Raw genomic sequence first — 18124 nt, forward strand, 5'->3', positions numbered from 1 at the left:
CGCGCCATGAGGCGCGCCAGGAGGAGTCCACACACATGCAGCCCCTCATCGACAACGCCCGCACCTTCGGTCAGCGCCCTGAGGAGTTCGCCAGGCTCGCCGAGGGTCAGTCCCCCCAGGTCCTGTTCATCACCTGCTCCGACTCCCGGGTCGTCCCGGCCCTGATCACGGGCGCCCGCCCCGGCGAGCTCTTCGAGCTGCGCACCGCGGGCAACATCGTCCCGCCGTACGCCTCCGAGCGGCCGACCGGCGAGGCCGCCACCATCGAGTACGCCGTGGAGGTGCTGGGCGTCCGCGACATCGTCGTCTGCGGACACTCGCACTGCGGCGCCGTCGGCGCGCTGGTGCGCGGCGACGACCTGGACGCCGTACCCGCCGTGCGCGACTGGCTGGCGCACGCGACCCCGCGCCCGGCCGGCGCGGCCGAGGACCCCGAGGTCGCCGAGGGTGTCCAGAGCCATGTGCTCACCCAGCTGCTGCGGCTGCGCTCGTACCCGTGCGTGGAGCGGCGCGTCGCGCAGGGCGTGCTCGGCCTGCACGGCTGGTACTACGAGGTGCACACCGGCGCCGTCCGTTCGCACCGTCCGCGGACCGACACCTTCGAGGCCCTGTGAGCGCGCCCGCGGACCGGCGCGGTCCCGCCGGTCTCATAGCCCGTCATCCGCATCTGCGGCAGGACCTCACCGCGTCCCTCGTCGTCTTCCTGGTCGCGCTCCCACTGTGCGTGGGCGTGGCCGTCGCCTCCGGAGTCCCGGCCGAACTGGGGCTGGTCACCGGCATCGTGGGCGGTCTGGTCACCGGGATGATGCGCGGCAGCAGCCTCCAGGTGTCCGGGCCCGCCGCCGGACTGACCGTGCTCGTCTTCGAGGCGGTCCAGGAGCACGGGCTGCCCATGCTGGGCGTGCTCGTGCTGGTCACCGGCCTGCTCCAGGTGCTCATGGGCTCGCTGCGGCTCGGCCGGTACTTCCGGGCGATCTCGCTCTCGGTCGTCGAGGGGATGCTGGCCGGAATCGGTCTGGTGCTCGTGGCCGGACAGCTGTACCCGGCCATGGCGGCCAAGGCGCCCGACTCCGGCATCGCCAAGATGGCCGGGCTGCCGTCGGGGCTGGGCTCCGCGCTGGGCGACGGCCAGGCGCTGGCCTCGCTCGGACTGTGCGCGGGCACGATCGCGGTCCTGGTGTTCTGGAAGCACCTGCCCGCCCGGGTGCGCACGCTGCCCGGTCCGCTCGCGGCCGTCGGGCTCGCCATGCTGGCCGTGCCGGTGCTGGGCCTGCCGGTGGCCACCGTGCGGGTGAGCGGGCTCATGGACGCGCTCCAGCCGCCGCCCCTGAGCGCCTTCGGCGAGCTGTGGCATCCGGCGGTGATCGGCACGATCGTCGCGTTCACGCTGATCGCGTCCGCCGAGTCCCTGTTCAGCGCGGCGGCCGTGGACCGGCTGCACGACGGGCCGCGCACCTCCTACGACAAGGAGCTGATCGCCCAGGGCACGGGCAACGCGGTGTGCGGGGTGCTCGGCGCCCTGCCGATGACCGCGGTGATCGTGCGCAGCGCGGCCAACGTCCAGGCCGGTGCCCGTACGAAGCTGTCCCGGGTCGCGCACGGCGTCTGGCTGCTGCTGTTCGCCGCGCTGCTGCCGGGCGTGCTGGAGCACATCCCGATCCCGGCGCTCGCGGGCGTCCTGATCTACTCCGGCGCCAAGCTGGTGCCGCTGCGGCGGCTGGCCACGCTGTGGCGCGAGCACCGGGGCGAGGCGCTGGTCCTCGCCGTCACGGCGGTGTCGATCGTGGCGGTGGGCATGTTCGAGGGCGTGCTCGTCGGTCTCGCGCTGGCGGTCGTCAAGGCGGCCTGGGAGGCCTCGCACATCCGGCTGACGGTCGTGGACAAGGGCGCGGGTCCGGTGGACGCGTATCTGTCGGGCAACGCGACCTTCCTGCGGCTGCCGAAAATACTGGACAGCCTGGAGGCGCTCCCCCAGGACCGGCCGATCCGGCTGGACCTGTCGGGCCTGCTCCACCTGGACCACGCCTGCCGCAGCGCCCTGGAGAACTGGGCGGAGCGGCACAGCGCGGACGGCACGGAACCGGTGCGGATGACGTCACCGGTACGACCGGGCGAGCGGGCCGGTACGACGACGGCGGGCTGAGCCCCGGCCGGGCGACGACCCGGCCGGCCATGGGGGCCGGGGTGCGCTTGGGCATCCCGGCCCCTCCCCATTCCCCACCGGGTTCGCACCCCGTCGCCGGGATCGTGGCCTCCGGCACCGACCCGGGCATATCGTGGCATCAGCGGACAGATCCGACTCTCGGGTAACCCTCGGGGAAGGGGGACACCATGCTTGCCGAGCTGGTGGCGGCCGTGGCGGTGGCCGGTGGCGCCTCTCTGGTGTACCTGGCCGCGGCAGCACGCGTCGTCAAGCAGTACGAACGGGGTGTCCTGTTCCGCCTGGGGCGGCTCACGGGCGAACCGCGGCCGCCGGGCCTGACCCTGGTGATCCCGGTCGTCGACAGGCTGCACAAGATCAATATGCAGATCGTGACGATGCCGATCCCCGCCCAGGAGGGCATCACGCGCGACAACGTGACCGTACGGGTGGACGCGGTCGTCTACTTCCGGGTGGTGGACGCGGCGAGCGCGCTGGTCAAGGTGGAGGACTACCGGTTCGCGGTCTCGCAGATGGCGCAGACCTCGCTGCGGTCGATCATCGGAAAGAGCGACCTGGACGACCTGCTCTCCAACCGGGAGAAACTCAACGAGGGCCTGGAGCTGATGATCGACAGTCCGGCCGTGGGCTGGGGCGTCCAGATCGACCGGGTGGAGATCAAGGACGTGTCGCTGCCCGACACCATGAAGCGGTCCATGGCCCGCCAGGCCGAGGCGGACCGGGAGCGCCGGGCCCGCATCATCAACGCCGACGCCGAGTTCCAGGCGTCCAAGAAGCTCGCCCAGGCGGCCCAGCAGATGGCCGACACCCCGGCGGCGCTCCAGCTCCGCCTCCTCCAGACGGTCATGGCCGTCTCCGCCGAGAAGAACTCCACCCTGGTGCTGCCCATCCCGGTGGAGCTCCTCCACTTCCTGGAACGCGGCAACCGCCAGGCGACTCCGTCGGACAACGGGGACAGGACGGCGGCGAAGCAGCGGCAGCCGCAGCCGAGCGAGGCTGCGGAGCCGGTCGACGCCGCCGAGGCGATCGAAGCCGCCGAGGCCGTCGAAGCGATTCCCCTGACCGACCCCGTCCTCGGCCTCGGCCCGGCCGCGGACCCGGCGACGGCCCCGCCCGAGCGGGCCTGAGCGCGCCGCAGACGCCCGCGCCGACCCCGTCCTGCCCCTGGTCCGCGCCAACCCGGCCGCTGCCTGGCCCGCTCCGGCCTGTTCCGGCCTGTTCCATGCCGACCCGGCCGCACCGGGAGGACGCCATCCACACCGGGGACGACGCCCCACCCCGCCGGGCGGGTGACCGTGCCGTCGCGTCGGCAGGTGGTTGGCCGGACAGGTCTCCATACGGTCCTACTTTCATACGGTGATTGCACACGCACGCCGTATCACCGCCGTCTGCGTCCTCGGCGCGACCCTCGCCGCCTGTGGTGGCGCGGGTACGTCCGGCACCGCACGACCGGCCCCCGCCCAGCCGCATTCGTCCTCCCCGTCCCCGTCTCCCTCCAGTACGCGTCCCCCGGTCATGGCCCCGGGTCCGGGCGGTCTGACGCCGGTGTTCGCGCACGGGCCGCGTGACCGGGGCAAGACCGTCGCGCTGACCTTCGACGCCGACATGACCGCCGACGAGGGGCCGCGCGCGGCCGCCGGGGAGCGCTTCGACAACCCCGGGCTCATCTCCGCCCTGCGCTCGCTGAAGGTCCCGGCGACCGTGTTCATGACCGGCAAGTGGGCCGAGACGTACCCCGACGAGGCCCGCTCCCTCGGTCAGGACCCGAACTTCGAGGTGGCCAACCACTCCTACAGCCACTACGCGTTCACCGCCGGCTGCTACGGGCTGCCGACCATCGCGCCGGACGAGATCCGCACGGAGGTCGACCGCACGTACACGTCACTACGCAAGGCGGGCGTGCCGAACCCGATGCCGTACTTCCGCTTCCCGGGCGGCTGTTACGACAACCGGGTGCTGCGCACGCTCAACGCCACCGGGGTCACCGCCGTCCAGTGGGACGTGGTGAGCGGCGACGCGTTCGCCACCGACGCCGACGCGGTCGTACGGCAGGTGCTCGACGGGGTGAAGCCCGGTTCGGTGGTCGTCATGCACTGCACCCGCAGCGCGGCGCCGACGACCGAGCGGGTCGTACGCGCGGTGGTGCCGGAGCTGCGCAAGCAGGGCTACACCTTCGTGAAGGTCTCCCAGCTGATCGGCGCGACGGCGGGCCACCGCTGACCGTCCCGGCGTCACACGGACCCCGAGCCGCCGTCCGGCGCCGGGCCGTGGCGGACCGTCCCGCCCGGCGCCGGACGGCGGCTCGTAGGGTTGGCTCCCGTGAGTGAAGATCCCGCAGTCCCCGCGACCAGCCAGACCAGCCCCTTCCACGACGAGCGCAACGCCCGCGACGAGGCGCCCCAGTTCGTGCTGCCCCTCGTCGTACGCATCGAGCGCGACGCCCCGCCCGCCCGCACCGACGTCCTGGAGACCGCCGCGCGCGCCGTGCTCCTGCTGCTCGCCGACGAGCGGTCGGCCGGTGACGGGGAGTGGGCCGACGCCGTACGGAACTGGGAGGACGCCCGCATCCGCAAGGTCGTCCGGCGGGCGCGCGGTGCCGAGTGGCGGCGCGCCGGGACCCTGGACGGGATCACGGTGACCGGCACCTCGGCCGAGGTGCGGGTCTTCCCGCCCGTCCCGCTGGACGGCTGGCCCAAGGACCTGGTCAAGCTCCAGGTCTCCGGCACCGAACTGGACGACCCGGAACCCCCCGCCACCCCCGACCCCACGCTGCCTGTCCTCTGGCTGAACCCGGACCTCAAGATGTCCGCGGGCAAGGCGATGGCCCAGGCCGGCCACGGCGCCCAACTCGCCTGGTGGGCCCTGCCGGACGCGGCCCGCGCCGCCTGGCACGCGGCCGGTTTCCCGCTGGCGGTACGCACCGCCGACCCCGCCCGCTGGCACCAACTGTCCGGCAGCGAACTGCCGTTGGTCCGCGACGCGGGCTTCACGGAAATCGCCCCGGGCTCGGCGACGGTGATCGCCGACCACCCCGCGCTGCGCTGACCCGGCACCCGGAACCTCAAATGTTCCTCTGAAGGCGGCCGGCGCGGGATTCGGGGCCGCGCGCCCGGGCCATACCCCCGTCATCCGGAGATGACTGCCGGAGCGGGACGGGGGGACAGCGCCATGCGACGACTGGGTACGGGGATCGGCTGGCGGCCGGAGATCGCGGATGCCGTGGCCGCGATGCCGGGCGTCGACTGGGTGGAGGTCGTGGCGGAGAACGTCTGCCCCGGCCACCTCCCGGAGCAACTGGTGCGGCTGCGCGAGCGCGGGGTGACCGTGATCCCGCACGGTGTCTCGCTCGGTCTTGGCGGTGCGGAGCGGCCCGACGCGGGTCGGCTCGCGGCGCTCGCGGAGCGGGTGGAGGCGCTGGGGGCGCCGCTGGTCACCGAGCACATCGCGTTCGTCCGGGCGGGCGGCCCGCTCACCGCGTCCCCGTCGTTGGAGGCCGGACATCTGCTGCCGGTGCCGCGTACCCGCGACGCCCTCGACGTGCTCTGCGAGAACGTCCGCATCGCCCAGGACGCGCTCCCGGTCCCGCTGGCCGTGGAGAACATCGCCGCGCTCTTCTCCTGGCCCGGCGAGGAGCTGACCGAGGGGCAGTTCCTGTACGAGCTGGCCGAGCGGACCGGCGTACGGCTGCTCGTCGACGTGGCCAACCTCCACACCAACCACGTCAACCGGGGCGAGGACCCGGCGCGGGCGCTCGCGGAACTCCCCGTGGAGGCCGTCGCGTACGTCCATGTCGCGGGCGGCTACGAGCGCGACGGCGTCTGGCACGACAGCCACGCGCACCCCGTGCCGGAGGCGGTGCTCGACATCCTCACCGACCTCGCCGCCCGGGTCGCACCGCCCGGCGTACTCCTTGAGCGGGACGACAACTTCCCCGAACCGGCCGAGCTGGAGCGGGAGTTGGACCGGATCAGGGCCACCGTGGCGGACGCCGACCGGACGTCCCGGCACCGGACCGCGCCCACCGCGGGGGGCGACCCCCGCCGCAGCGTGGCCGTACTCGCCCGCCCCGAGGCCCGTCAGCGTCTCGGCGTCGCCCAGGCCGCCGTACTCTCCGCGCTGGTGGCGGGCACACCCGCGCCTGAGGGGTTCGACCGGGCGCGGATGGGGGTGCAGGCGCGGGCGCTCGCCGCGAAGCGGGCGTCGGTGGTGGCGAAGGTGGCGCCGGAGCTGCCGGAGATCCTCGGGGAGGGATACCGGGAGGCGTTCCTCGGCTACGCACGCTCACGGCCGATGCGCGGCGGCTACCGCCAGGACGCGCTGGACTTCGCAGGCCAGCTGCTGAAGACCGGTCACCCGGCGGACGCCCGCGCCCGGCGCCGACTGCGCGCCTGGTGGCTGGACCGCGTCGGTCCGGCACCCCGGGGCGGCGCGGCCCGGCTGCTGCGGCGCACTCTCGGGGCACTCCCGGGACGCTGACACCCGCTGGCACCTCGCCGCTGACCTGCGGGAAAAACGGAACGTCACATACCGCTAACACTCTGTCCCAGATACTGAACAAGCCATGGCGTTTACCCTGCGTACTGGCATAGAAACACTCCATGTTCTGGGTCCTTCTCCTGCTCCTGGCCTGGGGTTTCGCCGGTTTCGCGTGTACCAGGCTGTGCCTGGCCGCCGGACGCGCGGGGACCGCCGAGCGCGCCGCCGCGACGGCGGACGACCGCCATGATCTGACGCTGTACGAGGCCGCGTTCCTCTCCGGCGGCCCCGCGCGCGTCGCGGACCTGGCCATGGTGCGCATGGCCCGGCAGCGCAGGCTGCTGCTCGCGCACACCGGCTGGGCCACGGTGGTGAACCCGCGCGGCCGCGACGAGATGGAACGATTCGTCATAGCCGCGATCGGCCCCGAGGGGCAGTCCCGGATCGCCCCCGTACGGACCGCCGCCGCCCGCAGCGAGGCCATACGGCACCTGGGCGACCGGCTGGAGCGCGCGGGGCTCGCCGTCCCGGCCGGATCGGGCACCGACGTCGCCTCCGCGGTCCGCCTGGTGCGCGCCGCCGCGCCGGCCGTACTCGTCCTGGCCACGACCGCTCTGTTGCTGCCCTCCGACACCGAACTGCCGTTCCTGATGGTCGGCCTGTGGTTCCTGCTGCCCCTGGTGCTGACACTGGGCTTCCTGGTCATCGCCCACTTCGAACTGCGCCCGTACACCCGCTGGGCCTCCCCGGCCGGACAGTTGCTGCTCGGCACGCTGACGGCACGCCGGGACCGGGACGCCGACGACGACTTCGGCGACAGCGCGGACCGGGACGGCAACGAGTCGGGCTTCCTCACCTCCCTCGCCACGCGCGGCATCCGCGCCCTGGCCGAGCCGGAGCTGCGCGCCGCCTTCAACCACCGCGACCAGCCCTGGCGGGAGTGACGGCGTGCCCCCGAAGGCGGCGGCTCCGGGGGCGCACAGGGAGCACTGACACCGACACCACCTGAACGGTGCTTGCCTTCACCGACCGCCGTCCGAAACATCCCTTCTGTCGCCGCCGAGCCGCAGCAGCCGCGCCGTGGCCGCCGCGCACCGGAGGGATACGCGATGAGAGCTGCCGCCCTGTACTCGGCCGCCGGGTCCTTGCTGCTGGCCGGGCTGGCCACGGCTCCGGCGGGCGGCACCCCCGCCGGGCCCGTCGGGAGTGCCGCCTCCCCCACCTCCCCCACCTCCGCCGAATCGCGCGGAGTCGCCGTCGCCGCCGCCCGCGCCAAGGCCGCCGGTATCCGCTTCGGCGCCTGCCCCGCCGAGCAGGAGGCGCCCGACGGCATGCGCTGCGGCACGGTCAGTGTCCCGCTCGACTACGCGCACCCCGACGGCAAGCACCTCACCCTCGCGGTCAGCCGTATGCCCGCCACCCAGCGCGACCCGAGGAACAGCAAGCGCCGCGTCCCCCGGCAGGGCGCCCTCGTCTACAACCCGGGCGGCCCCGGCGCCTCCGGCCTCGCCTTCCCGGTGATCGGCGTCGTCCCCGAGTGGAAGCGGATCGCCGCCGCCTACGACCTGGTCGGCTACGCCCCGCGCGGTGTGGCCCCCTCGGCCCCGCTGTCCTGTGTGAAGCCCGAGCAGTTCTACAAGGCGCCGAGCCCGGCCCCCGTCCACCCCTCCGCGGCGTACAAACGGGAGCGGATCGCGCGGGCGAAGGCGTACGCACGCGGCTGCGCGCAGCGCTCGGGCAACGGGCTGCGCTTCTTCAACTCCCTCAACAACGCACGCGACTTGGACGTCCTGCGCGCCGCCCTCGGCGAGCCGAGGCTGACCTTCATGGGCGCGTCGTACGGCACCTACCTCGGCGCCCTCTACGCCGCCCTGTTCCCCGCGCACGTACGACGCATGGTGCTGGACTCGGCGGTGAACCCCGCCCCGGCGAAGGTCTGGTACCGCGCCAACCTCGACCAGTCGGCCGCGTTCGAGCGCCGCTGGACCGACTTCCGCGCCTGGGTAGCCCGGCACGACGACGTGTACGGCCTCGGCGGCACGGCGGCGGCCGTCCAGCGCGCGTACGACACCGCGAGCGCGAAGCTGGCCGTCTCACCGGCGGGCGGCACGGTCGGTCCCGGCCAGTTGCAGAACACGTTCCTGATGGCCGGGTACTACGACGACTACTGGCCGAGCCGGGCCGAGGCACTCTCCGCCTATCTCAAGGGCGACGCCAAACCGCTGGTCAGGCTGGCCGCGCCGAGCCCGGAGACGGCGAAGGAGGCCGAGAACGGCAGCGCGGTCTACTCCGCCGTCGAGTGCAACGACGCCCCCTGGCCGGCGGACTTCGCGGTCTGGGACCGCGACAACACCCGGCTCGCCCGCGTGGCCCCCTTCGAGACCTGGGACAACGTCTGGGCGAACCTGCCGTGCGCCTACTGGCCGGTGCCCCGTCAGCGGCCGCTGGACGTACGGACCTCCCGGGGCGCGACCCCGCCGGTGCTGATCCTCGCCGCCGAGCGGGACGCGGCCGCGCCGTACGCCGGGGCGCTGGAGATGGCGCGGCGGCTGGCCGGGTCCACGCTGGTGACCGAGCGGGGCGCGGGCACGCACGGGGTCGGGCTCGGCCCGAACAGTTGCGTCAACGCCCACGTGGACGCGTACCTCCTGGAGGGCCGCCTGCCGGGCGGGCGCGCCGCGTGCGCCCCGCGCCCGGAGCCGCGCCCCGCCGAACCGGCCGGACGCGGCACCATCACGGAGACCCTCAAGGGCAAGGGCTAGGCGAGCCCGGCGACGAGGTCCGCGACCGACTTGCGGCGCCCCGTGTAGAAGGGCACCTCCTCGCGGACGTGCCTGCGGGCCTCGGAGCCGCGCAGGTGACGCATGAGGTCGACGATGCGGTACAGCTCGTCGGCCTCGAAGGCGAGCATCCACTCGTAGTCGCCCAGCGAGAAGGAGGCGACCGTGTTGGCGCGCACGTCCGGGAAGCCGCGGGCCATCTTGCCGTGGTCGGCGAGCATGCGGCGGCGGTCCTCGTCGGGCAGCAGGTACCAGTCGTAGGAGCGCACGAAGGGGTAGACGCTCACGTAGTTGCGGGGCGTCTCGTCGGCGAGGAACGCCGGGATGTGCGAGCGGTTGAACTCCGCCGGGCGGTGCAGCGCCATGTTGGACCACACCGGCTCCAGGGCGCGGCCCAGCCTGGTGCGGCGGAAGAGGTTGTACGCCTCCTGGAGCTGGTCGGCGGTCTCGGCGTGCCACCAGATCATCAGGTCGGCATCCGCGCGCAGGCCGGAGACGTCGTAGGTGCCGCGGACGGTCACGTCCTTCGCGGCGAGCTGGTCGAACAGCTCCTGGACCTCGTCGGCCCAGCCCGCGCGGTCCTCCGGCAGGACGTCCTTCAGCTTGAAGACGGACCACAGGGTGTAACGGATGACCTCGTTGAGGTCCTTGGCCAGCTTGCCCTTGTTCGGGATGCGGGTCGGCTCGTTGGTGGGGGCGTCGTCACTCATGGTCCCTATTCTCCCGCTCCGCCGTGCAGGCTCTGCACCGGGTTGGCGGTCAGCTCGCGCACACCGGTGAGGTCGCCGCCGAGCTGGTCGACGGCCGCGTACGCGCTCGCGATGCACGCCGGGATGCCGACACCGTCGTACTGCGCGCCGCACACGGCGAGTCCGGGCAGCTTGGCGACGTGCTCGCGGATACGGGCCACGCGCGCGTGGTGGCCGACGGGGTACTGGGGCAGTCCGTCGGTCCAGCGGGTGACGTGACTGTCGACGGGCGTGGCGTCCACTCCGGTGGCGGCGCGCAGGTCGCGCCGGGCGACGTTGGTCAGCTCGGTGTCGTCGCGGCCGAGGATCTCGGTCTCGCGGTGGCGGCCGACCGAGGCGCGGACCACGACCAGTTCCGGGTCCTGCTCCCCGATCCAGCCCCACTTCTGGGAGGCGAAGGTGGCGGCCTTGATGGTGTGGCCGTCGACGGGCGGTACGAGGAAACCGCTGCCCTCGGGGAGGGCGACGTCCGCGCGGCGGTAGGCGAGGCTGATCAGCGCCATGGAGGCGTACTCGACGGCGGCCAGCTCGGCGGCCGCGCCCGGGGCCTCCGCGCCCAGCAGAGCGGCGGCGGCCGGTGCGGGTACGGCGACGACCACCGCGTCGGCGTGCAGCACCCGGTCCCCGGCGGTCACGCGCCAGCCGGTGCCGTCCCGGAGCAGTTCGCGCGCCGGGGTACCGGTCAGGATCTCGCCGCCGCCCGCCCGTACGGCGTCCGCGACGGCGAGCGGGAGGGTGCCGACGCCGCCCTCGATGCCGACGAACACGGGTCCGGACTGCGGGGCCTCGGCGGCCCTGGCCTGGAGGGCACGGACGGCCTCGGTGAGGGAGTCGTGGGTGCGCGCGGCCTGGTAGAGCTGCGGGACGGCCGACCGCATGGACAGTCGGTACGCGTCGCCCGCGTACACCCCGCCGAGCAGCGGCTCGATCATCCGGTCGACGACCTCGCGGCCGAGACGTGCGGCCACGTACTCGCCCACGGCCACGTCGTCCCCGACGTCGGTGCGCGGCAGTTCGGCGTCCCGCCCGATCCGCGCCAGCCCCTCGTCGGAAAGGATTCCGGCGAGCACGTCGGCGGTGCCGGGCACGCCCATGACGTGTCCCTTGGGCATCGGGCGCAGACTGTTCCGGGTCCACAGGGACGCGCTCGCGGTGGCGGGCGTGACGAGCCGTTCCCCGAGCCCCACCGCCCGGGCCAGCTCCACGGCCTCGGGCCGCCGGGCGAGCATCGACTCGGCCCCGAGATCCATCCGGACCCCGCCGATCTCCCCGGGCAGCAGCTTGCCGCCCACCCGCTCGCCCGCCTCCAGCACCGTCACCCGGGCCCCGCGCTCCACCAGCCGGTGCGCGGCGGCCAGCCCCGCGACACCGGCCCCGATGACCACGACCTGGCCCTTACCTGTTCCGCTCATGCCCCCACTCTCTCAAAACCGGCCCCCCATCCGGCCCCGGGCCACTCCTCCCCGCCCGGGCGCCCATCGGCCCTTGTCGGCCCTTGTCGGCCCTGAGCCGGGTCGGTCCCCTGACGTGTCCGGACCGTGACCGCTTCGGGATGTGGATCGTCCAACGTTCGGGAGTGCCCCGGCGTCCAAGGGATGTCGGTTCCGTACTCATCGGGGGTAGCCCATGCGTGCACCACGTCCGTCCTCGTCCGTCCGGGCCCTGGCCGGAGCCCTGCTCGTCGCTTCGCTCGCGCTCTCCGGCTGCAGCGCGGCGGGAGGGGGCTCGTCCGGTTCCGAGAAGTCCATGGCGGACGGCCCGGCCCGGCAGACCGGCGCGGCGGGCGCGGGCGCGTCCGACGCCAAGTCCGGGGAGCGGAGCGTGCCCCGGATCACGCCGAGCTCGATCGTCCGTACCGCTTCCCTGACCGTCCAGGTCAAGGACGTGCCCAAGGCGCTGGACGAGGCGCGCACGACCGCCGAGGACGCGGGCGGGTACGTCGGGGACGAGGACACCACCCGGGACGAGCGCGGGAACGAGCGCACCCGGGTCGTGCTGCGCGTGCCGACCGCGAAGTACGACGAGGTGATGACCGGTCTCCAGGGCACCGGCAAGCTGCTGGAGCGCAACGCGAAGGCCGAGGACGTCACCGACCAGGTGGTGGACGTGGAGAGCCGGATCAAGTCGCAGCGGGCGAGCGTGGCCCGGGTGCGGGAGCTGATGGACCGGGCGGGCTCGCTGAGCGACATCGTCTCCCTGGAGGGCGAGTTGAGCAGCCGCGAGGCCGCCCTGGAGTCGCTGCTCGCGCAGCAGGCGTCCCTGAAGGACCGTACGAGTCTCGCGACCATCGCCCTGTCGCTGACCGCGACGCCGGTGCACGTGGCCGCCAAGGAGAAGGACGACGAACCCGACTTCTTCGACGCCCTCTCCGACGGCTGGAGCGCCTTCCTCGCGACCCTGCGCTGGGTCACCGTCGTGGTGGGCGCCGTGCTGCCGTTCGCCGTGCTCGCCGGTGTCGTCGCGTTCGTGTGGCTGCGGCTCGTACGGCCCCGGCTGCGCAGGCGTCAGGCCGGGGTGGCGCCGCTCCCCGCGGGCTCCCTGCCCGCCTCCCGCCCCGTCTCCGAGTCCGGTGAGCCGCACTCGGGGAGCTGACCGGGCGTGCGCCGACCCCGCCCCGTAGCGTGTCCGCATGAGCGAGCGTGACAGGCGGGGCGGGGCACAGCGGCTGGTCGTGATCGGCGGTGACGCGGCCGGGATGTCGGCCGCGTCGCAGGCGCGGCGGCTGCGAACGCCGGAGGAACTTCGGATCGTGGCCTTCGAGCGCGGCCACTTCACCTCCTACTCGGCGTGCGGCATCCCGTACTGGGTGGGCGGCACGGTCACCGAGCGGAACCGGCTGATCGCCCGCACCGCCGAGGAGCACCGCGCCCGCGACATCGACCTCAGGCTGCGCACCGAGGTCACGGAGATCGACGTACCGGGGCGCCGGGTCCGTGCGCACGACCTGGACTCCGGCGACACGTACTGGACCTCGTACGACAAGCTCGTCATCGCCACCGGCGCCCGCCCGGTCCGCCCGGACCTGCCCGGCATCGACGCCGACGGGGTGCACGGCGTACAGACCCTGGACGACGGGCAGGCCCTGATCGACTCGCTGGCCCGCGCGCGCGGACGGCGTGCCGTGGTCGTCGGGGCGGGCTACATCGGCGTGGAGATGGCGGAGGCGCTGATCCTGCGGGGCTTCGAGGTGACCGTGGTGGACCGGGGCGAGGAGCCGATGTCCACGCTCGATCCCGACATGGGGCGCCTGGTGCGCAAGGCGATGACGGGCCTCGGCATCACCATGGTCAGCGGCGCCGAGGTCACCGAGGTACGCACCGACGACGCCAACAGGGTGCGTGCGGTGGTCACTTCGGACGCGGAGTACCCCGCCGACGTCGTCGTCCTCGGCATCGGCGTCCGCCCCGAGACCACGCTCGCGCGTGCGGCCGGGCTCCCCCTCGGCGCGCGCGGCGGTCTGCTCACCGACCTGGCGATGCGGGTGCGCGGCCACGAGGACATCTGGGCGGGCGGCGACTGCGTCGAGGTGCTGAACCTCGTCTCGGGCCAGGAGCAGTACGTCCCGCTCGGCACCCACGCCAACAAGCACGGCCAGGTCATCGGCACGAACGTGGGCGGCGGTTACGCCACCTTCCCGGGCGTCGTCGGCACGGCGGTCAGCAAGGTCTGCGACCTGGAGATCGCCCGCACCGGTCTGCGCGAGAAGGACGCCGACCGGGCCGGCCTGCGGTACGAGCCGGTCGTCATCGAGTCGACCAGCCGGGCGGGTTACTACCCCGGCGCCGCCCCCATGACGGTCAAGATGCTCGCCGAACGCGACACCGGCAGACTGCTCGGCGTCCAGATCGTCGGCGGCGAGGGCGCGGGCAAACGCGTCGACATCGCGGCGGTGGCGCTGACCGCGCGGATGACGGTGGAACAGATGACGGCCCTCGACCTCGGCTACGCCCCGCCGTTCTCCCCGGTCTGGGACCCGGTGCTGGTGGCGGCGCGCAAGGCGGTGGCGCGGGTGCGTGACCGGCGGGGCTGATCCCGCGCGGGGGCGCCCCGGGCGTCACCGGTTCGGGGGCGCGATCGCGGGCAGTAGTCCTGTGTGGTCATACCCGTCCATGACGTCAATCCGGTGCGCCGCACCCCCGTGGTGACGTACGCCCTCATCGCCGCCAACGTCCTCGTCTTCCTGCTGACGCCCGGCGCCGTCGGTGCCGTGGCCGGGGAATCGCATCTGGCGCAGCTCTGCCATCTCCATGCCTTCATGGACCACTACGCGGCCGTACCAAGGGAGTTGATCCATCATCAGCTTCCGCCGCTGGTGCCGACGGGCGCGACGGGCGTGGGGCCGAACGGCCCGGGGTGCGTGGTGGGGACGCCCTCCTACGACAAGTCCCCGGCCCTGTCGGTCCTCACGTCGATGTTCCTGCACGGCGGCTGGCTGCACCTGCTGGGGAACATGCTGTTCCTGCTGATCTTCGGCAACAACGTCGAGGACCGCATGGGCCACGTGCGCTATCTGCTCTTCTACGTGGTGTGCGGCTACGCGGCCGGGTACGGCTTCGCGCTGCTCAACGCCTCCTCCACCGACCCGCTGATCGGCGCCTCGGGGGCCATCGCGGGGGTGCTGGGCGCGTATCTGGTGCTGTATCCGAAGGCCAGGGTGTGGGTGCTGGTGCCGTTCCTGGTCTTCCTGCCGCTGCGGCTGCCCGCCTGGGTGGTGCTGGGCTTCTGGTTCGGGCTCCAGGCCGTGTACTCGTCCGGGCAGGGCGTGGAGGCCGGGTCAGGGACCGTGGCCTACGCGGCGCACGTCGTCGGCTTCGTGGCGGGAATGCTGCTGGCCTGGCCGCTCAAGGCGGGCACCCCGCCCCCGCCGGAGCCGGGCCGCCTGCTGTTCGGCAGGCGGGCACGGCACCGTCAGGCATGGTGAGCGTCAGGCGTGGTGAGCGGTCAGCGGGCGCTCGCCCGGTGGACGTAGTCCACGAGGTGGCTCAGCGCGTCCGGGTCGGTGCTGGGCATGACGCCGTGGCCGAGGTTGAAGACGTGGCCCTCCAGACCGGCGGCCGCGTCGAGCACCTCCTGCGCCTTGGTCTCGGTGACCTTCCGCCCGGCGAACAGGACGGTCGGGTCGAGGTTGCCCTGGAGCGCCTTGCCGGGGCCGACGCGGCGCACGGCCTCGTCCAGCGGGACGCGCCAGTCCACGCCGACCACGTCGGCACCCGCCTCGCCCATGAGCTTCAGCAGCTCACCGGTGCCGACGCCGAAGTGGATGCGCGGGACGCCGTAGCCCGCGACGGACTCGAAGACCTTCGCGGAGGCGGGCAGCACCGAGGCGCGGTAGTCGGCGGGGGCCAGCGCGCCCGCCCAGGAGTCGAAGAGCTGGACCGCCGAGACACCGGCCTCGATCTGGACCTTGAGGAACGCGGAGGTGATCTCCGCGAGGCGGTCGAGCAGGTCGGCCCACAGCTCGGGGTCGCCGTACATCATCGCCTTGGCGTTCTCGTACGTGCGCGAGGGGCCGCCCTCGACCAGGTAGCTCGCGAGGGTGAAGGGGGCGCCCGCGAAGCCGATCAGCGGGGTGCGGCCCAGTTCGCCGGTGAGCATGCCGATGGCCTCGGTGACGTACGGCACGTCGTCGGGGGTGAGGTCGCGCAGCCGGGCGAGGTCGGCGCGGGTGCGCACGGGCTCGGCGACGACCGGGCCGACGCCGGGCTTGATGTCGAGGTCGATGCCGATGGCCTTGAGCGGGACGACGATGTCGCTGTAGAAGATCGCCGCGTCCACGTCGTGCCTGCGCACCGGCTGGAGCGTGATCTCGGTGACGAGCTCGGGCCGCATGCAGGACTCCAGCATGGGAATGCCCTCGCGCACCTTGCGGTACTCCGGCAGGGAGCGCCCCGCCTGCCGCATGAACCAGACGGGGGTGTGCGGCACGGGCTCGCGCCGGCACGCCCGGAGAAAGGCACTGTCGTACGTCGCTGCGGGCTGCCCGCCGGTGGGGATCGCGTTGGCACTCACCCCGCAAGTCTCGCACGGCCCGGGCGGGGGAAGTGCCCCAGCCCTCTGCGACCCTCTATGGGTGTCTTGCCCTGCGGAAAGGTCCGGTTCCCCTTACTCTTCCCCGCATGGCTGCGGCTCAGGGACGACCGTCGGACGGCGGCGGCGCACAGGACGACGCGAAGGACACCGATCGGATGGAGGGCCCGGGGGGCATCGCGGTACCGCAGGCATTCCGGAGCGCGGTCGACGCGCTGCGCACCGCGCGGCTGCGGCCGCAGGTGGAGGTGGAACCGACGCCCGCGCCACAGCGGCTCGCGCCGTTCGCGCACGCGCTGGAGGCGGTGGTGGCCGACGGCGAGCAGGAGCTGGCGGACGGCCGGCTGGTACTGCTGCACGACCCGGCGGGGCACGACGCCTGGCACGGGACGTTCCGTCTGGTGACGCTGGTGCGCGCGGAGCTGGAGGCCGAGATGGCGGCCGATCCGCTGCTGCCGGAGGTGTGCTGGTCGTGGCTGACCGGCGCGCTCCAGGCGCGCGGGCTCGGCTACGGCGAGCCGAGCGGCACCGTGACCCGCGCGAGTTCGCACTACTTCGGCGGCCTCTCCGAGCGCCCGGCCGCCTCGCAGATCGAGATCCGCGCCTCCTGGACCCCGCGCGAGGGCCTCGGCGGAGTGCCGGACACCGCCGCACACCTGGCCGCCTGGTGCGATCTGCTGGCCCAGGTCGGCGGACTGCCCCCGGCGGGACCGGGCGACGCCTCGGTGGTGACCCTGCCGCAGCGCCGGGGACCGCAGTCCCGCTGACGCACCGCACGGCACGGCACCGCAACGCACGACACCGCCCACCGAACACACGATCAGATCAGCGCCCCGCCACCACGGCGGGGCGCTGCTTTGTGATCACTTCCCCGACCATCTCTTTGTCGATACGGCCACTTTCCGCACTCGAATGGCACCACCCCGAACCGATTCGCTCTTCGGATGATCGACCACGTGTCCGAATTGCACGGATTGCTACTCACTAGATCGTGATCATTCTCTAAAGGCGGACGGGTTTACTGCCGAAGACGACTGTGACCTTGAAAGCACGGTTCCTCCCGGCTGTCTCCCCACCAGCCGGCCCCGTCCCCCACCCAGGAGGCCTGGTGTCCGTTCTCCTCGAGCAGCCCGCAAGCCTGGTCGCCTACCGCCCGAACAAGCCGACCGCCATGGTGGTCGTGGCCGATCCACGCGTGCGTTCCACCGTCACCCGCCATCTGTGGGCCCTCGGTGTACGCGATGTCATCGAAGCCTCGTCCGTCGCGGAGGCTCGTCCCCGCATCGGCAACCCCCGCGACATCTGCGTCGCCGACGTCCACCTGCCCGACGGATCCGGACTGACCCTGCTGTCCGAGACCCGCGCCGCCGGCTGGCCCAACGGGCTGGCCCTGTCCGCCGCCGACGACATCGGCGCCGTCCGCAACGCCCTGGCCGGTGGGGTCAAGGGCTACGTCGTCACCGGCACCCGCACCAACATCGGGCTCCCCACCCGACCGGGCGCCGCCCCCATCGGTTCCGCCGCCGCCCGTATGCACCGCCGCCCCCCGGGTGCCCCGAGCCACCCGGGTGGCTACCGCGAACTGTCCGGCCGCGAGGTAGAGGTCCTGCGCCTCGTCGCGGAGGGCCAGTCGAACAAGGCGATCGGCGTCTCCATGGGCCTGTCCGCCCTCACCGTGAAGAGCCACCTGGCCCGCATCGCGCGCAAGCTCGGCACGGGCGACCGCGCCGGCATGGTCGCGGTGGCCCTGCGCACCGGCATCATCCACTGACACCCACCCCTGCCCCGTACGACCCTCCCCCCACACCCTGACCTCGCACGTCACCGGCCGCACCAGCCTCCCCTTCCCGGCGCCCGTCGGCGGAACGTTCCGCCGACGGGCGCCGGCGCGTGCGCGGGTCCGGGAAGCGCGCCGGGTCGGCCGGATTTGA

The 18124-nt window shown here is 73.4% G+C and carries 16 protein-coding genes; 13 read left to right on the plus strand and 3 right to left on the minus strand.

All coding sequences use genetic code 11. The features are described from left to right. The first annotated feature begins 35 nt into the window (after window positions 1–35). From AB0E91_RS03525 to AB0E91_RS03560, 8 genes are all read left to right on the plus strand, one after another. Window positions 36–614, plus strand: coding sequence for a carbonic anhydrase (locus AB0E91_RS03525; RefSeq protein WP_361115450.1), 579 nt, complete (start codon window positions 36–38; stop codon window positions 612–614). Beyond that, window positions 611–2143, plus strand: coding sequence for a SulP family inorganic anion transporter (locus tag AB0E91_RS03530; RefSeq protein WP_361774484.1), 1533 nt, complete (start codon window positions 611–613; stop codon window positions 2141–2143). The genes AB0E91_RS03525 and AB0E91_RS03530 overlap by 4 nt, the downstream gene beginning before the upstream one ends. A 188-nt stretch (window positions 2144–2331) precedes the next feature. Continuing rightward, window positions 2332–3288, plus strand: coding sequence for a slipin family protein (locus tag AB0E91_RS03535; RefSeq protein WP_361774487.1), 957 nt, complete (start codon window positions 2332–2334; stop codon window positions 3286–3288). Window positions 3289–3517: 229 nt separating this feature from the next. Then, window positions 3518–4381 carry a polysaccharide deacetylase family protein gene (locus AB0E91_RS03540; RefSeq protein ID WP_361774490.1) on the plus strand — a complete coding sequence of 288 codons (864 nt, stop codon included), beginning with the start codon at window positions 3518–3520 and terminating at the stop codon, window positions 4379–4381. 99 nt (window positions 4382–4480) lie between these two features. Further along, a complete protein-coding gene (locus AB0E91_RS03545; RefSeq protein ID WP_361774493.1) occupies window positions 4481–5206 on the plus strand; it encodes a peptidyl-tRNA hydrolase in 726 nt (241 codons plus the stop codon). A gap of 123 nt (window positions 5207–5329) precedes the next feature. Next, the gene (locus AB0E91_RS03550) at window positions 5330–6637 is read left to right on the plus strand and encodes a DUF692 domain-containing protein (RefSeq protein WP_361774496.1); all 1308 of its coding nucleotides are present in this window, start codon (window positions 5330–5332) and stop codon (window positions 6635–6637) included. Between the two features lie 122 nt (window positions 6638–6759). Next, window positions 6760–7581, plus strand: a complete 822-nt coding sequence (locus AB0E91_RS03555; protein ID WP_361774499.1) for a TIGR04222 domain-containing membrane protein — start codon at window positions 6760–6762, stop codon at window positions 7579–7581. Between the two features lie 165 nt (window positions 7582–7746). Next, window positions 7747–9399, plus strand: a complete 1653-nt coding sequence (locus AB0E91_RS03560) for an alpha/beta hydrolase (protein ID WP_361774502.1) — start codon at window positions 7747–7749, stop codon at window positions 9397–9399. Here AB0E91_RS03560 and hemQ read toward each other — a convergent pair. Further along, a complete protein-coding gene (gene hemQ, locus AB0E91_RS03565) occupies window positions 9396–10127 on the minus strand; it encodes a hydrogen peroxide-dependent heme synthase (RefSeq protein WP_361774505.1) in 732 nt (243 codons plus the stop codon). The two genes, AB0E91_RS03560 and hemQ, sit on opposite strands and share 4 nt — an antisense overlap. 5 nt (window positions 10128–10132) lie before the next feature. Beyond that, window positions 10133–11578, minus strand: a complete 1446-nt coding sequence (hemG, locus tag AB0E91_RS03570) for a protoporphyrinogen oxidase (RefSeq protein ID WP_361774508.1) — start codon at window positions 11576–11578, stop codon at window positions 10133–10135. 214 nt (window positions 11579–11792) lie between these two features. Between hemG and AB0E91_RS03575 the strand changes: the two genes are divergently transcribed. The 3 genes from AB0E91_RS03575 (at window position 11793) to AB0E91_RS03585 (ending at window position 15087) form a co-directional block, all read left to right on the plus strand. Further along, on the plus strand, window positions 11793–12758 hold the full coding sequence (locus tag AB0E91_RS03575; RefSeq protein ID WP_361774511.1) for a DUF4349 domain-containing protein: 966 nt from the start codon (window positions 11793–11795) through the stop codon (window positions 12756–12758). Between the two features lie 37 nt (window positions 12759–12795). Further along, a complete protein-coding gene (locus AB0E91_RS03580; protein WP_361774514.1) occupies window positions 12796–14196 on the plus strand; it encodes an FAD-dependent oxidoreductase in 1401 nt (466 codons plus the stop codon). A gap of 63 nt (window positions 14197–14259) precedes the next feature. Next, window positions 14260–15087 carry a rhomboid family intramembrane serine protease gene (locus AB0E91_RS03585; protein WP_361774517.1) on the plus strand — a complete coding sequence of 276 codons (828 nt, stop codon included), beginning with the start codon at window positions 14260–14262 and terminating at the stop codon, window positions 15085–15087. Window positions 15088–15107: 20 nt separating this feature from the next. On the opposite strand, the gene hemE is transcribed toward AB0E91_RS03585, so the two are convergent. Next, a complete protein-coding gene (hemE, locus tag AB0E91_RS03590; protein WP_161181317.1) occupies window positions 15108–16175 on the minus strand; it encodes a uroporphyrinogen decarboxylase in 1068 nt (355 codons plus the stop codon). A 107-nt stretch (window positions 16176–16282) separates the two neighbouring features. Between hemE and AB0E91_RS03595 the strand changes: the two genes are divergently transcribed. Then, window positions 16283–16960 carry a DUF3000 domain-containing protein gene (locus AB0E91_RS03595; protein WP_361774520.1) on the plus strand — a complete coding sequence of 226 codons (678 nt, stop codon included), beginning with the start codon at window positions 16283–16285 and terminating at the stop codon, window positions 16958–16960. Between the two features lie 341 nt (window positions 16961–17301). Beyond that, window positions 17302–17964 carry a response regulator transcription factor gene (locus AB0E91_RS03600; RefSeq protein ID WP_129305965.1) on the plus strand — a complete coding sequence of 221 codons (663 nt, stop codon included), beginning with the start codon at window positions 17302–17304 and terminating at the stop codon, window positions 17962–17964. Window positions 17965–18124: the final 160 nt, after the last annotated feature.

Source organism: Streptomyces sp. NPDC026659 (assembly GCF_040638245.1).
Lineage (GTDB): Bacteria > Actinomycetota > Actinomycetes > Streptomycetales > Streptomycetaceae > Streptomyces.

Bases quoted from the DNA above. Each gene is read 5' to 3' on its own strand.
- AB0E91_RS03555 (WP_361774499.1), top strand. From the start codon at position 6,760: ATGTTCTGGGTCCTTCTCCTGCTCCTGGCCTGGGGTTTCGCCGGTTTC.
- AB0E91_RS03535 (WP_361774487.1), top strand. From the start codon at position 2,332: ATGCTTGCCGAGCTGGTGGCGGCCGTGGCGGTGGCCGGTGGCGCCTCT.
- AB0E91_RS03580 (WP_361774514.1), top strand. From the start codon at position 12,796: ATGAGCGAGCGTGACAGGCGGGGCGGGGCACAGCGGCTGGTCGTGATC.
- AB0E91_RS03550 (WP_361774496.1), top strand. From the start codon at position 5,330: ATGCGACGACTGGGTACGGGGATCGGCTGGCGGCCGGAGATCGCGGAT.
- AB0E91_RS03525 (WP_361115450.1), top strand. From the start codon at position 36: ATGCAGCCCCTCATCGACAACGCCCGCACCTTCGGTCAGCGCCCTGAG.
- AB0E91_RS03560 (WP_361774502.1), top strand. From the start codon at position 7,747: ATGAGAGCTGCCGCCCTGTACTCGGCCGCCGGGTCCTTGCTGCTGGCC.
- hemQ (WP_361774505.1), bottom strand. From the start codon at position 10,127: ATGAGTGACGACGCCCCCACCAACGAGCCGACCCGCATCCCGAACAAG.
- hemG (WP_361774508.1), bottom strand. From the start codon at position 11,578: ATGAGCGGAACAGGTAAGGGCCAGGTCGTGGTCATCGGGGCCGGTGTC.
- AB0E91_RS03595 (WP_361774520.1), top strand. From the start codon at position 16,283: ATGGCTGCGGCTCAGGGACGACCGTCGGACGGCGGCGGCGCACAGGAC.
- AB0E91_RS03575 (WP_361774511.1), top strand. From the start codon at position 11,793: ATGCGTGCACCACGTCCGTCCTCGTCCGTCCGGGCCCTGGCCGGAGCC.